General features: G+C 62.9%; 10 protein-coding genes. 9 read left to right on the forward strand and 1 reads right to left on the reverse strand.

What is annotated here, in order from left to right; all coding sequences use genetic code 11:
- Positions 1-37: 37 nt before the first annotated feature.
- The 7 genes from H620_RS0120045 to hutG are packed head-to-tail and all read left to right on the forward strand — an operon-like array spanning position 38 to position 7,829.
- Positions 38-1,006, forward strand: a complete 969-nt coding sequence (locus H620_RS0120045) for an ABC transporter substrate-binding protein (protein WP_023378293.1) — start codon at positions 38-40, stop codon at positions 1,004-1,006.
- A gap of 26 nt (positions 1,007-1,032) precedes the next feature.
- The gene (locus H620_RS0120050) at positions 1,033-1,884 is read left to right on the forward strand and encodes an ABC transporter permease (RefSeq protein WP_023378294.1); all 852 of its coding nucleotides are present in this window, start codon (positions 1,033-1,035) and stop codon (positions 1,882-1,884) included.
- Positions 1,881-2,711 carry a quaternary amine ABC transporter ATP-binding protein gene (locus H620_RS26020; RefSeq protein WP_023378295.1) on the forward strand — a complete coding sequence of 277 codons (831 nt, stop codon included), beginning with the start codon at positions 1,881-1,883 and terminating at the stop codon, positions 2,709-2,711. Before H620_RS0120050 ends, H620_RS26020 begins: the two co-directional genes overlap by 4 nt.
- 8 nt (positions 2,712-2,719) lie before the next feature.
- On the forward strand, positions 2,720-4,243 hold the full coding sequence (locus H620_RS0120060; RefSeq protein ID WP_023378296.1) for an HAL/PAL/TAL family ammonia-lyase: 1,524 nt from the start codon (positions 2,720-2,722) through the stop codon (positions 4,241-4,243).
- Positions 4,244-4,263: 20 nt separating this feature from the next.
- The gene (gene hutH / locus H620_RS0120065; protein WP_023378297.1) at positions 4,264-5,796 is read left to right on the forward strand and encodes a histidine ammonia-lyase; all 1,533 of its coding nucleotides are present in this window, start codon (positions 4,264-4,266) and stop codon (positions 5,794-5,796) included.
- Between the two features lie 13 nt (positions 5,797-5,809).
- Positions 5,810-7,015, forward strand: coding sequence for an imidazolonepropionase (hutI, locus tag H620_RS0120070; RefSeq protein ID WP_027907932.1), 1,206 nt, complete (start codon positions 5,810-5,812; stop codon positions 7,013-7,015).
- A gap of 10 nt (positions 7,016-7,025) precedes the next feature.
- A complete protein-coding gene (hutG, locus tag H620_RS0120075; protein ID WP_027907933.1) occupies positions 7,026-7,829 on the forward strand; it encodes an N-formylglutamate deformylase in 804 nt (267 codons plus the stop codon).
- Between the two features lie 69 nt (positions 7,830-7,898).
- Here the strand turns inward: hutG and H620_RS26025 are convergent, their stop codons facing one another.
- Entirely contained in the window at positions 7,899-13,424 is a 5,526-nt protein-coding gene (locus H620_RS26025) for a dermonecrotic toxin domain-containing protein (protein ID WP_049818835.1), read from the reverse strand.
- Between the two features lie 147 nt (positions 13,425-13,571).
- Between H620_RS26025 and pip the strand changes: the two genes are divergently transcribed.
- The gene (gene pip / locus H620_RS0120085) at positions 13,572-14,543 is read left to right on the forward strand and encodes a prolyl aminopeptidase (protein WP_023378301.1); all 972 of its coding nucleotides are present in this window, start codon (positions 13,572-13,574) and stop codon (positions 14,541-14,543) included.
- Positions 14,540-14,977, forward strand: a complete 438-nt coding sequence (gene dtd / locus H620_RS0120090) for a D-aminoacyl-tRNA deacylase (RefSeq protein WP_023378302.1) — start codon at positions 14,540-14,542, stop codon at positions 14,975-14,977. Before pip ends, dtd begins: the two co-directional genes overlap by 4 nt.
- Positions 14,978-15,232 lie beyond the last annotated feature (255 nt).

Consider the following 15,232-nt stretch of genomic DNA (forward strand, 5'->3'; position numbering starts at 1 on the left):
TGCCGATTTCCACTTTCAAGTTTGGGAGCGTCACGCAATGAAAACCAACAAGACCCTGCTCGCCTCGCTGTTCGCCCTTGGTCTGCTCGGTGCTGCCGGTAGCAGCCAGGCCGCGGGCTGGTGTGAATCCGGCAAGCCGGTGAAGTTCGCCGGGCTGAACTGGGAAAGCGGCATGCTGCTGACCGACGTGATGCAGTTCGTGCTAAAGCACGGCTACGGCTGCGAGACCGACAGCCTGCCCGGCAACTCCATCACCATGGAGAACGCCCTGGGCACCAATGACATCCAGGTGTTCGCCGAGGAGTGGGTAGGCCGCAGCGAGGTCTGGAACAAGGCCGAAGCCGCCGGCAAGGTGGTAGGTGTCGGCGCCCCTGTGGTGGGCGCGCAAGAGGGCTGGTACGTGCCGCGCTACGTGATCGAGGGCGATGCCAAGCGCAAGCTCGAAGCCAAGGCGCCAGACCTGAAGAACGTCGCCGACCTGGCCAAGTATTCCAGCGTGTTCAAGGACCAGGAGGAGCCGAGCAAAGGCCGCTTCTACAACTGCCCTGCCGGTTGGACCTGTGAGCTGGACAACACCAAGATGCTCAAGGAGTACGGCCTGGAAAGCAGCTACACCAACTTCCGTCCAGGTACTGGCCCGGCACTGGATGCTGCCGTGCTGTCGAGCTACAAGCGCGGCGAGCCGATTCTTTTCTACTACTGGACCCCAACCCCGCTGATGGGCCAGGTCGACCTGGTCAAGCTGCAAGAGAAGGAAGGCGTGGACAAGTCCGTGACCATCAAGGTCGGTCTGTCGAAAGCGTTCCACGAGCAAGCCCCCGAACTGGTCGCGGTGCTGGAGAAGGTCAATCTGCCGATCGACCTGCTGAACCAGAACCTGGCGCGCATGACCAAGGATCGGATCGAATCGCCAGAACTGGCCAAGACGTTCCTCAAGGAACATCCTGAAGTTTGGCAGTCCTGGGTCAGCACGGATGCCGCCAAGAAGATCAACGCGGCGCTCTGAGCGTCCTCAGCTGATGAGTGGAACCTATGTTTCCTGACAACCTGACATTCTCCATCGCCGACTGGGTCAACGGCTGGGTCGACGCCCTGGTGACCAACTACGGCGATGTGTTCCGGCACATTTCCGACACCCTGCTATGGGCCATCGTCAGTCTCGAAGGCCTGCTGCGTGCCACACCCTGGTGGCTGATGCTGGGGGTGGTGGCGGTCATCGCCTGGCACGCCACCCGGCGTGTACTGCCGACCTTGGTGATCACCGGCTTGTTGTTCCTGGTCGGCGCTGTCGGCCTCTGGGACAAGTTGATGCAGACGTTGGCACTGATGCTGGTCGCCACCGTGATCTCGGTGCTGGTGGGCATTCCGCTGGGCATCCTGTCGGCGCGCAGCAACCGCTTGCGCGCAGTGTTGATGCCATTGCTGGACATCATGCAGACCATGCCAAGCTTCGTGTACTTGATTCCGGTGCTGATGCTGTTCGGCCTGGGCAAGGTGCCGGCGATCTTCGCCACGGTGATCTACGCCGCGCCGCCCCTGATCCGCCTGACCGACCTGGGGATTCGTCAGGTCGACGGTGAAGTGATGGAGGCCATCAACGCCTTCGGCGCCAACCGCTGGCAACAGCTGTTCGGCGTGCAGTTGCCACTGGCATTGCCCAGCATCATGGCCGGCATCAACCAGACCACCATGATGGCGCTGTCGATGGTGGTGATTGCCTCGATGATCGGCGCCCGGGGGCTGGGCGAAGACGTGCTGGTCGGTATCCAGACCCTGAACGTCGGCCGCGGCCTCGAAGCGGGTCTGGCGATCGTCATTCTCGCGGTGGTGATCGACCGCATTACCCAGGCCTATGGCCGGCCACGCCACGAGGTGAGCAAATGAGCACGCAGGCGATCAGCAAGATCGAGGTGAAGAACGTCTTCAAGATCTTCGGCGACCGTGCCGAGGAAGCCTTGCAACTGATCCGCAACAAGCAGGGCAAGGAGCAGGTGCTGGCGCAGACGGGTTGCGTGGTCGGGGTCAACGACCTGTCGCTATCCATCGGCAGCGGCGAGATCTTCGTAATCATGGGCTTGTCCGGTTCCGGCAAGTCGACCCTGGTGCGCCACTTCAACCGGCTGATCGACCCCACCAGTGGGCAGATCCTGGTCGATGGCGAGGACATTCTGAAATACGACATGGAAGCATTGCGCGAGTTTCGCCGGCGCAAGATCAGCATGGTGTTCCAGAGTTTTGGCCTGTTGCCGCACCGCAACGTGCTGGACAACGTCGCCTATGGCCTGAAGGTGCGGGGCGAGAGCAAGCAACTGTGCGCAGAGCGCGCTCAGCAGTGGATCGAGACCGTCGGTCTGAAGGGCTACGAGAAGAAGTATCCGCACCAGCTGTCGGGCGGCATGCGCCAGCGCGTCGGCCTGGCCCGGGCCTTGGCGGCGGACACCGACATCATCCTCATGGACGAGGCGTTCAGCGCCCTGGACCCGCTGATCCGCGCTGAAATGCAGGACCAATTGCTCGAACTGCAGAAAACGCTGCACAAGACCATCGTGTTCATCACCCATGACCTGGATGAAGCCGTGCGCATTGGCAACCGCATCGCCATTCTCAAGGATGGCCGCCTGATCCAGGTCGGTACGCCGCACCAGATCCTTCACAACCCGGCCGACGAATACGTCGACCGTTTTGTCCAGCGCCGCGCGGTTGCGGTATGAGGAGCGCCATGTCGCAAGCTGAAACCGTCGTCATCACTGGCGCCCCGGTGCGCTGGCAGGACATCGCCGCCGTCGCCCGCCATGGCGCGCGCCTTGAGCTGGCACCTTTGGTGTGGGCGCGTATCGACAACGCCCAGGCCATCGTGCGGCATATCGTCGACAGTGGTGAGCGTGCCTATGGGGTCAACACCGGCCTCGGCGCGCTGTGCAACGTATCGCTGCAAGGCGAGCAACTGAGCGCGCTGTCGCGCAACACCTTGCTCAGTCACGCCTGCGGCGTGGGGCCGGCGCTGCCCGATGAGCAGACCAGGGCGATCATCTGCGCCGCCATCGTCAACTACAGCCATGGCAAGTCCGGCCTGCAGCGTGGCGTGGTCGAAGCGCTGCTTGCACTGCTCAACCACGGCATCACCCCGCAGGTGCCGTCCCAGGGTTCGGTGGGCTACCTGACCCACATGGCCCATGTCGGTGTGTGCCTGCTGGGTATCGGCAGGGTCAGCTATCGCGGGCAGGTCGTGGAAGCCGCCCAGGCCCTGAGTGCCGAAGGGCTGGAGCCTGTCCAGCTGGGTGCCAAGGACGGCCTGTGCCTGGTCAATGGCACGCCGTGCATGACCGGCTTGGCCAGCTTGGCCGTGGACGATGCCAGCCGCTTGCTGCAATGGGCCGATGTGATCGGGGCCATGAGTTTCGAAGCGTTGCGTGGTCAGATCGCCGCCTTCGACCCCGAGATCATCGCCCTCAAACCTCATGCGGGCATGCAGGTGGTGGGTGCGAATCTGCGCGCCTTGCTCGAAGGCAGCGAAGTGATCGCCACCAGCAAGGGTATCCGCACCCAGGATGCGCTGAGCATTCGTTCGATCCCGCAGGTGCATGGCGCTGCCCGTGACCAATTGGCCCACGCGGTGCGGCAGATCGAGGCGGAACTCAACGGTGCCAACGACAACCCGTTGCTGCTGGGCACGCCGGACGATTTCCGCGTGGTCTCTCAGGCCAACCCCCACGGCCAGTCGGTGGCCATGGCGGCGGACCTTCTGGCAATCGCCATGGCCGAGATCGGCTCGATCGCCGAGCGCCGTCTGGACCGTCTGGTGAACCCGCATGTCAGCGGCCTGCCGGCATTCCTGGTCAGCGACCCTGGAGTCAACTCGGGCATGATGATCGCCCAGTACGTCGCGGCCTCGCTGTGCGCACAGAACCGTCAGCTGGCGCAACCGGCGGTGCTCGACAACTTCGTCACCTCGGGCTTGCAGGAAGACCACCTGAGCCTGGGCACCAACGCCGCCTTGAAGCTGCACCAAGTCCTGGAAAACTGCACGCAGATCCTCGCCATCGAGTACCTGCTGGCAGCTCAGGCCTTCGAGTTTCTCAAGGAGCAGCGCTTCGGCGTCGGTACCGACGCTGCCTGGCGCCTGCTGCGCAAACAGGTTCCGGCCTACCTGCAGGATCGTTGGCTGGCACCGGACATCGCCTGTGCCGCAGCCCTGCTCAAAGATCCCCGGTTGCCGCAGCCTGTGCTGTCGGCGCTGAACTGAAAATAACAAGGAGCCAGCACATGGAAGCTTTCAACCTCGTTCCCGGCAGCCTGACTTTGGCCCAATTGCGCCGGATCCACCATGCACCGGTTCGGCTGACGCTGGACCCAAGTGCTGACGCTGGGATCGACGCCAGCGTCGCCTGTGTCGAGCGCATCATCGCCGAAGACCGCACTGCCTACGGCATCAACACCGGTTTCGGTCTGCTCGCCTCGACCCGTATCGCCAGCCACGACCTGGAGAACTTGCAGCGCTCGCTGGTGCTGTCCCATGCAGCCGGCATCGGCGCGCCACTGGACGATGCCATGGTGCGGCTGATCATGGTGCTGAAGATCAACAGCCTGAGCCGCGGTTTCTCGGGCATCCGGCGCAAGGTGATCGATGCGCTGATTGCCTTGGTCAACGCCGAGGTCTACCCGCACATCCCGCTCAAAGGGTCGGTCGGTGCTTCCGGCGACCTCGCACCGCTGGCGCACATGTCGCTGGTCTTGCTGGGCGAAGGTAAGGCGCGCTACCAAGGTGAATGGCTCCCCGCCAACCAAGCCCTGGCTGTGGCGGGCCTCGAGCCGCTGACCCTGGCTGCCAAGGAAGGTCTGGCGCTGCTCAACGGCACCCAGGCCTCCACCGCCTACGCCTTGCGCGGGCTGTTCCAGGCCGAAGACCTGTTCGCCGCGGCCATCGCCTGTGGTGGGTTGACCGTGGAAGCCGCGCTGGGCTCGCGTGCACCGTTCGATGCCCGCATCCATGCGGCGCGCGGCCAGCCTGGACAGATCGACACCGCAGCCTGCTTCCGTGATTTGCTGAGCGACTCGACCGAAGTGTCGCGCTCGCACCAGAACTGCGGCAAGGTCCAGGACCCGTACTCCCTGCGGTGCCAGCCTCAAGTCATGGGGGCTTGCCTGACCCAGTTGCGTCAGGCAGCGCAGGTGCTGGCAGTGGAGTCCAATGCCGTGTCCGACAACCCATTGGTATTCGCCGAGCAGGGCGATGTGATTTCCGGTGGCAACTTCCACGCCGAACCGGTAGCCATGGCCGCGGACAACATCGCCCTGGCGATTGCCGAGATCGGTGCGCTGAGCGAGCGCCGCATCTCGCTGATGATGGACAAGCACATGTCCCAGCTACCGCCGTTCCTGGTGGAAAACGGCGGGGTGAACTCAGGGTTCATGATCGCCCAGGTCACCGCTGCCGCATTGGCCAGCGAAAACAAGGCCCTGTCCCATCCGCACAGTGTCGACAGCCTGCCGACCTCGGCCAACCAGGAAGACCATGTGTCCATGGCGCCGGCCGCTGGCAAGCGTCTGTGGGAAATGGCCGAGAACACCCGGGGCGTGCTGGCCATCGAATGGCTGGGCGCCTGTCAGGGCTTGGACCTGCGCGAGGGGCTGAAAACCTCGGTGAAACTGGAGCAGGCGCGCCAGGTGCTGCGCCGCGAGGTGCCGCACTATGACCGCGACCGCTTCTTCTCGCCGGACATCGAAGTGGCCAGCGCCTTGTTGGCTGAAGGCAAATTGACCGCGCTGTTGCCGGCCGGCGTGCTGCCAAGCCTCTGACAGGAGTACCCATATGAGAACGCTTTGGCAGCACTGCCACGCGGCAACCATGGCCCAAGGCAGCTACTCGATCATCGAGGACGCGGCCATTGTCAGTAGCGCAGGGCTGATCGAATGGATCGGCCCGCGTGGCGAACTGCCGACGCTAGAGATCGACCGCACGGTGGACCTGAACGGCGCCTGGGTCACTCCAGGCTTGATCGACTGCCACACCCACGCCGTGTTTGGCGGCAATCGCAGCGGTGAATTCGAGCAGCGCCTGCAAGGCGTGAGCTACGCCGAGATCGCCGCGCAAGGCGGCGGCATCGCCAGTACCGTGCGGGCCACACGTGCAGCCAGCGAGGACGCGTTGTTCGCCAGTGCCAGGCAGCGAGTCCAGGCGCTGATGCGCGATGGCGTGACGGCGATCGAGATCAAGTCCGGCTACGGCCTGGACCTGGCCAACGAACGCAAGATGCTGCGCGTCGTGCGGCGCTTGGCCGAAGAGCTGCCGGTGGCCGTGCGCGCCACCTGCCTGGCGGCCCACGCCCTGCCGCCGGAGTATGCCGGCAGGGCGGATGACTACATCGCCCACATCTGTGACGAGATGCTGCCTGCGCTGGCCGAGGAAGGGCTGGTGGACGCCGTGGATGCCTTCTGCGAACACCTGGCGTTCTCGCCCGACCAGGTGGAGCGGGTGTTCATAAAGGCGCGCGAACTGGGCCTGCCGGTCAAGCTGCATGCCGAACAGTTGTCGTCACTGCACGGTTCGAGCCTGGCGGCACGCTATCAGGCGTTGTCGGCAGATCATCTGGAGTTCATGACCGAAGACGATGCAATTGCCATGGCCAAGGCCGGCACGGTGGCCGTCTTGCTGCCAGGCGCCTTCTACTTCCTGCGTGAAACCCAACTGCCGCCGATGGATGCCCTGCGCCGTCATGGCGTGAGAATCGCCCTGGCCAGCGACCTCAACCCCGGCACCTCGCCTGGGCTGTCGTTACGGCTGATGTTGAACATGGGCTGCACGCTGTTTCGCATGACGCCGGAGGAGGCGCTGGCAGGGGTGACCCTGCATGCCGCCATGGCGTTGGGCCTGGGGGCCAGTCACGGTTCGCTGGAGCCTGGCAAGGCGGCGGACTTCGTCGCCTGGCGGATCGAGCGCCCCGCCGACCTGGCCTACTGGCTCGGGGGGGACTTGCCCAAGCGTATCGTGCGCATGGGTCACGAGATTTCCAATTGAGCGAGACGAGATGGACAAGGTACTGAGTTTCCACCAAGGCACGCTGCCGTTGCTGATCAGCATGCCCCATGCCGGCCTGAAACTGTCTGCCACGGTGCGTGATGGGCTGGTCGATCAGGCCCGCAGCCTGCCGGATACCGACTGGCATATCCCCCGGTTGTACGATTTTGCCCGTGAGCTGGGTGCCAGCGTCGTAGCGGCGGAGTACTCGCGGTTTGTCATCGACCTGAATCGTCCCGACGATGACAAGCCCCTGTACGCTGGTGCTACCACTGGCCTTTATCCGGCCACGCTGTTCGACGGCGAGCCTCTGTTCAAGGACGGCCTGGCGCCCAGTGGCGAAGAGCGCAAGACCTACCTGGAGCGAATTTGGCGTCCCTACCACGACACTGTCCGTCACGAGCTGGCGCGCCTGCGTGAAATCCATGGCTACGCCCTGTTGTGGGATGCCCACTCGATCCGTTCGGTGATTCCGCACTTGTTCGACGGCACGTTGCCCGACTTCAACCTGGGGACCTTCAACGGCAACAGTTGCGATGCTCAGCTGGCCGAGCGGCTGGAGAAGGTTTGCGCCGAGGCCAAGGGTTACACCCACGTTCTGAATGGGCGTTTCAAGGGCGGGCATATCACCCGTCACTACGGTCAGCCGGCCTCGCATGTCCATGCGGTGCAGCTTGAGCTGGCGCAAAGTACCTACATGGAGGAGGTGGAACCCTTCGCCTACCGCGAAGACCTCGCAGCGCCAACCCAGAAGGTGCTGAGGCAATTGCTCACGGCGATGCTCGATTGGGGGCGTGGACGCTACCCTGGCTGATGGCCGGGTACGGCCTGCGCAGTGCCGTGGAGCAGTCTGCGCAGGCTGGCCTGGTGAGGTGGGTGGCGGCTACGCGCTTGTCGAGCGTGGTCGGCGATCAGGGTTTGCAAAAGCGGTGAGTTCACGGATCAGCCGTGATTCGCGAGCTTTCTTGCTGCGATCCAAGGCTTCGAGCGCTTCGGTAAGGGTGCTGAGCGGGCTGTCGGCATGTTGCTCCGACAGTTCGGTTACCTGGGCGCGATAGGTGTTCTCGATATCGGCGAACCGTTCGGCGTGGGTCAGGCGCAGGTGTTGCACCCAGCGCTCGTTCCCTTCGGCGAAGTGCAGGAAGTCCTCGCCCAGTTCGCCACGCTGTACCTGCAACTCCGCATCGGTCAGTTCCTCGATGCTGGCGTTGATCGCATAGCGCAGGCTGTCCACGGGTTGGCCGAGTTCCAGGGGGACGTTCAACTCGCGCAGGTAGGTCAGGCGCACCTCCGCTTCGTCCCTGTCGCCGGTCTCCCGCTTGGCCACTTCGTCCAGCGTGTGCAGGCGATACAGGCGTCGTACCTCCCGGTACAGGTTGGCCTCGGAATCGACCCCGTCGATCTGCAAGCGTTGGTTGGCCATGTAGAACTCGATGTTCTTGAAAGCCAGCAGTGCCCCGTCATGGCAGGTCTGGCTACCGTTCTCCTGGGGCAGGGCTTCCCTGGCCTGGAGGTTGAACAACACCAGGTCGTCCGGGTTGAGCAAGGCCTGGACCAGCACCTTGCGCACCCGCTCGCAGAACGCCAGGCGAGTGCTGCCGTTCTGGTAAGACGCGGTATTTTTCAGGCGACCCACCAGCATCAACAGGTCGTTTGCCGCGCCGGATGCTTCGAGTTGCTGCCAACAATCGCTCATGGCCTGATTTTCGACCTCCGATGCCAGCAGCCAGTCGTCCAGGCGTGGCTCATCGCTGAGCGTGTCGAGCACGGGCGAATGGAAATGGCCGAACCAATCGCCGTCGTCCGAAGAGTCTGGAGCATCCATGGCGAAGGTAAAACTGCGCTGACTGTCCGAAGACAGCCGGGCACGGTAGACCGTTTCGTCGGTCAGTGGGTTGTTCAGCAACAGGATCGAGCTGATGGGAAGGTCGCTATCGAGGTTGGCCAGGACATTCGCCGGCAATTCGGTGAGGCGGTTGTCACTCAGGTCCAGCATCTCCAGGGGAAGCAGACTGTCGACCCAGCTGGGCCAATGCCTCAAGCCCATCTCGTTCAGGTCCAGTCGACGCAACGAGCGCAGGGCCGGCGGCGTGGTGGTGATCTGGCCCATCCGGTTACCGCTGAGGTCCAGTGTATCGAGGCTGTGCAGGCGCCCAAGCGTATCGAGTACGGCCTGGTCGATCTCCAGCCCCGAGTTGCGCAGTGCGAGTTCGGTCAGGTTGGGCAGACGCAGCAGTGCCGACGGCAGTGTCTGCTGTGCCTGGAGATAACTGTCGACGGTCAGGCGAGTGACCTGCGCGAAGCGGCCTAGCAGTTCGCTCAACTGGTTGCTGGTGCCTCTGACGCGCTCCAGTGTGAGGCTGCGTACCTGGTCTGTGAAGAACGCGGGCAAACGCCTGGGGAAATGTTCCAGTGAAATGCCCTCCAGGCGCAGTGGCGAGCGCGTCAGGCCGATCTCTTGGTTGTGCCAGAAATCGGACAGGGCCGTTGCGATGCGCATTCGACTGGCCATTACCGCCTGACTGAGGATAGCGGTCGAGCTGGAGGCATTGACGTAGTTATCGATAAGGTCGCGCAACTGCTGCCGCCGCTCCAGCAGCAGCGCGAGGTGGGCCCTGAAATCGGCGGTCTGGTCCATTTCGAAGCGGGCTGCGCGACCATCTTCGCTCAGCAGCACACGTTGCATCTCGTCCTCGAAGATCTGGTTGCCCTGCAAAGAGAGCTGGGCATGCTCGGCGACGCTGACGCGGTTGCTCAGGAGCAGGTTGGGCAACACCCTGATCTGATTGTTGCGCAGGGAAATGTGACGTATGTGGCTGACGGCGTTGTAGCCCAGGCCGCGTGGCCAATGGTCCAGGTTCATATTGTCCAGGCCGAGGTAATCCAGCGTCAGTTCGTCGAAGCTGGGTGGGTATTCCTCCGACAGCCGATTACCGCTCAGGTCCAGGCGTCGCAGGCTCGTCAGTGTCATCAGGCTGTCGATGTCCGTTGCCGACAGCGACAGGTTCTGATGGGTAAGGCTGAGCGATTCGAGTGAATGAACGTGCTGGGCAATCAGTGGCAGGCTGAACTGGAACGGAGAGGGCGGCGCATCAGGTCGATAGGCGCGGCTGATGTCCAAGGTCCTCAGGTTCGAAAACTGTCGCAGCAGGTTGTTCAGTTGTGGCGCGTGCCGAGTCCAGCCTTCGAAGGCTTCGGGTGATGTGTCGACCAGTTGCAGGTCGGTAACGCCCTCGGTGAAGAACTCCGGCAAATTGAGCGGGAATTCGAGCAAGGACAGGCGTTCGAGCCGCAGCGGCTGACTGGCCGGAGCAAATGCACTGTCGTACCAGTACTGCGAAATGGTGCTTAGCAGTCGCTCCAAGTGATCAGCCGGCTGATGGGGCATGCGTTCGGCCAGTCGCCGCCATTGCCCGAGGCTGCTGTGCAACTGATTGCGCTGGCCCATCAGGTTTTGTAGCAGGTCGTTGATCGAGGTGCGTGTCATGCCTCGGCTTTCCAGGGCGGCCAAGGTCTGTTCGGCAGGCCTGGGGACTGGTGCGTGAAGCCCTATCTGGCGGATGGCGTTGAGCAACGTTTGCCGGGAAATGCTGGTGATGCGAGGGCGAGTGCCACCCAGCGGGTAGCCGATGCGGCCATCCGCCAGGCGCATGGGCGAGCGAAAACCTGGACGCACAGGCTGCATTCCCAGCACCTTGCGCAAGGCCGCACGCGTTAATGGAGTGCCTTGCTGAACCAATCGTTTGAGCGCCTGCCCATGCGTTACGCCCAGCGCCTGGCGCTGCGTGGGTGCAAGCACTTCGAATAGAGCCCCGTACAGTGAGCCGTGAGCGAAAATCGGTTGGTCGAGGCTGTCACTGTCCACCACGACGTAACCGGTGTGCGTGCAGATGATCGTTTTGCGTCCCGACGCATCATGCGGGCCAATGCTGTCGGCCTGGGTCGGTGAATGCAGGCGCTGCTCCAGGGTGATAGCGATATCGGGTGACCAGCCAGGCAGGCCTTCCAGGGTGTGCAGGACCAGCAGGTCGGTATCCCAGTTGCGCACATTCTCCAGGTACAGGCCTTCATAGGCGCGATTGAGCCTTACCTGCTGTTGCAGCAGGCGGGCCTCTTCGGCGAGGCGCCGAGGGATTCTTCCCGTGCGCAGCTCGGCCAGTTCGTCCGGCACGACGTTTTGCAGCAGCTCTTCGATGACCGGCTTCGGGAGGTTCGGGTAGCGCGAGCGGACAGTATCGGCGCCGGGGAAGACGCTGACGGGTTGCTCCAGGTACTGCGCCTGGAATGCGGCATGGATGTGGCCGGGCTCTGTCAGCGCGGGCTGCTGGGTGATCGACTGGTACAACTCGAAGCGGGTCATCGAGTCTTGCAGGGGCCCCGGCAGTCGGTGCTGCTCGATGACTGTCCGTCGCAGGACATCTTCATCGGTACCACTCACACGCAGCAGGCGCACCGCTGTCCGATCATCGAACCTTGTGCTCAGGTGGCTGGCGCGGCGGAACAATGCCAGTTCCTGCCATTGCTCGGGGCGGTCCAGGGGATGCAACCAGGCGCCCGCGCCATTATGACGCAGCGGTGGTTCATAGCTCAAAGGACGGACGGGGTGAACGAGGCGATATTCATTCTGGGGAGGTGACTGTTCGACCCTGTAGGTTTCGCCGTCGATGGGTAGCCAGGTCTTGCCGTCATGGTGGTACAGACCGGCCTCGTCAGGTTCGAGGCCGGCAGGCAGCACAATGTCATGAGCGAACGGCTTGAGGTCTGGCTGCCACAGGCGAGTATCGCCGTCGGGCAGGGTGACAGGTTCGAGCGCTTCGATGAACGAAGGCGTTTCCACCGAAATACGCTCGATGGCGGGCGTGCCATTGGCTCCGCCCGTTGCGCCCAGCACGCCTAGGAGAGCGACGTTTTCCACCACGTCCAGCAAATAGTCGAATGCTTGATCCCGGTCGCCGTCTGCCCAGCTCTCGACGCCTTCGTACACTTCGTAACTCAGTTGGATGGCCGAGAGGCCCAGCATCAGCGCGCCCAGGCCGGGTACGACGAACGCACCGATATTCAGTGCGGTGAATGCCAGTTGCTCGAAATAGGCACGCCGTTTCTGCGCACTTTTCTGGTCCTCGAACGCAGTCGGTACGGCATGGAACAGCGCGTCATCCTTGAACCGAAGCTGTTTCTGACGGGCCAGTTCATCGGCGAGCGGACGGGTGATCGGTTGCAAGGTGACCGGGACCCAGGCGTCGGGGTCGCGTACCCGCTGGGCCTGGCCACCCTGATGCCCCGGCTTCGGGGTGTACGTGGTCCAGTCGATCGGTTGCAGGCAATCGCGCAGCCTGGTGATGAACGTGGCGCTGTCGCGAGCCGCTACGGCCTGCTGCAGGTGGCGCACCTCCATGGCCCACAATTGCTCCCGCAGATGCGCCTGAGCCTGGTGTACGCCAGCATGGGCCTTCAAGGGTATAGGCGCGCCTGGCAGATAGGTGAGCAGAACGTCCTGGTAGGGCAGGGTGGTCGCGTCGTACCACAGGAGCTGCTCTGGGGACGGCACGACACCGATGACCAGCGCGCCAGTAAGCGGTATTTCAAAAAGGTTGAGGAACGCGCATCGCAGGTAGCCACCCTGGTAGTCGCCCTGGCCATGATCGACGAAGGCCAGAAGGGCTTCATGCAAGGTCTGGTCGATCAGCTCGCCGAGATAAGCCCTATGGATCTCGAGGCGGAACGCCGATTGCTCCGCCGCTGCGAGGGCTGTCGAAGCGTCCTGGATCAAGGCCTGGTATTGGCCGCCAATGTCCAGTTCGCGCACCCGCGCAGCGAACGCGTGTGGCGCAAGCCGCACAGGGTTGCCAGTCGGTTGAAGCCCCTGGAAAGCGTTGCTGTCCAGCACGCTGGACACCAGCGTTTCGCCATCGAGCCCCCCAGGCAGCGCTTCGGCTGCTTCAAAATTCTGCAGGGCACAGTGCAGCAAGGACTGCGTCGCAAGCCTGAAGGCCCGCTGGGCGCCAATGAGCGGATCGCCATTGACGGGCGCCTGGTAGGCTTGGGCCTTGCTTGCGTTGAACAGAAAGGTCTGGGTGACATCCAGGTCGAGGTCGAATCGCGTTTTCATTGCCGCCGTCAGCTGTTGCCTGGCGAACTGCTCCAGGTCGGGCAAGGACTCGAAGTGGGACCGTGCCTGCGCCTGTGCGGTTCGGTAGACCTCATAGTCGCGGGCCAGGCGGCGTGCGACCGTCGGTTTGCTGGCGCATGCTTGCAGGAAACCGTGTGGCGCGTCTTTGATCGCCGCACGCATTTGCTCGAACGTGTGTGGCGCAGCGCTGAGCATCCAGGTGGGGAGCTTGGCGAGGATAAGGTCGTGGGGATGAAGGTGCTGGTGGTTATCCAGCGGCAAGTCGCTAAAGGTGGTCATTCGGGCGCCTCGTTCGGTAAAGCGCCGATGCTAGGGACCGCTGTTCTGCTCAAGCACATAACATGATCTATCCATAGACACATGCTCAAAGGCCAATTCAGGTTTATGATGCCCAACGGCAGATTAAATCCTCACACGGAGTGCGTAATGCAGACCCTGTACCCGCAGATCAAACCCTACGCCCGGCACGATCTGGCCGTGGAAGCGCCGCATGTGCTGTATGTCGACGAGAGCGGTTCGCCAGAAGGTCTGCCGGTGGTGTTCATCCACGGGGGGCCAGGCGCGGGCTGCGATGCCCAGAGCCGTTGCTACTTCGATCCCAACCTGTATCGCATCATCACCTTCGACCAGCGCGGCTGTGGCCGCTCCACGCCTCATGCGAGCCTGGAGAACAACACCACCTGGCATCTGGTCGAGGACCTGGAGCGCATTCGCAAGCACCTGGGTATCGACAAGTGGGTGCTGTTCGGTGGCTCGTGGGGTTCTACCTTGGCCCTGGCCTATGCCCAGACCCACCCCGAGCGGGTCCACGGCCTGATCCTGCGCGGCATTTTCCTGTGCAGGCCGCAGGAGATCGAATGGTTCTACCAGGAAGGTGCCAGCCGCTTGTTCCCTGACTACTGGCAGGACTACATCGCACCGATTCCGCCGGAGGAGCGAGGTGACTTGGTCAAGGCCTTCCACAAGCGCCTGACCGGCAACGACCAGATCGCCCAGATGCATGCCGCCAAGGCGTGGTCCACCTGGGAGGGTCGCACCGCTACGCTGCGCCCGAATCCGCTGGTGGTCGATCGATTCTCCGAGCCTCAGCGGGCGTTGTCGATCGCCCGCATCGAGTGCCATTACTTCATGAACAACGCCTTCCTCGAACCGGACCAGCTGATCCGTGACATGCCGAAGATCGCCCACTTGCCGGCGGTGATCGTGCATGGTCGCTACGACGTGATCTGCCCGCTGGACAACGCCTGGGCGCTGCATCAGGCCTGGCCGAACAGCGAGCTCAAGGTCATTCGCGATGCCGGTCATGCCGCTTCCGAGCCGGGTATCACCGATGCGCTGGTGCGTGCCGCCGACCAGATGGCCCGCCGTTTGCTTGATCTGCCACTGGAAGAAGCATGAAGGGGTTGTTGCAACGGGTACGCGGCGCAAGGGTAGAGGTAGCGGGCGAGATCGTCGGGGCCGTCGACCAGGGTTTGTTGGTGCTGGTGGCCGTCGAACCTGGGGATACCCGCGAACATGCCGACAAATTGCTGCACAAGCTGCTCAACTATCGGGTGTTCAGCGACGAGCAGGGCAAGATGAACTTGTCCCTCAAGGATGTAGCGGGTGGTTTGCTGCTGGTGTCCCAGTTCACTCTGGCCGCCGACACACGAAGTGGGATGCGTCCGAGCTTCTCGACAGCCGCTTCACCTGCCTTGGGCGCCGAGCTGTTCGACTATCTTTTGCAGCAAGCCAAGGGCCAGCACGCCGATGTGGCCAGCGGGCGCTTCGGTGCCGACATGCAGGTGCATCTGGTCAATGATGGCCCCGTAACATTTATGTTACAAATATGAGGTCGAAAAACCCCTTGTTTGTAGGAAAACAAGGGGTTTTGTACGATAAATAGTTGCTCCAGCCTGATGCGTTGTAACGCGACCTGCTGGATAATCGCGCGCTGCGTGGACCTGCGTTCGCAGGTTCGTTTTACTCTGACTTGAGCATTGTCTGGATCCGTCTGGGGAATCATTGCGCCCTTACGGGGTCCGAACAGTGCTCGCCAACCCGGCATTGGTCGCTGGCCGTTGGTTTCATGATCTGTTTTCGGCGAG

It is taken from the genome of Pseudomonas taiwanensis DSM 21245, assembly GCF_000425785.1.
GTDB classification, from domain to species: Bacteria; Pseudomonadota; Gammaproteobacteria; order Pseudomonadales; family Pseudomonadaceae; genus Aquipseudomonas; species Aquipseudomonas taiwanensis.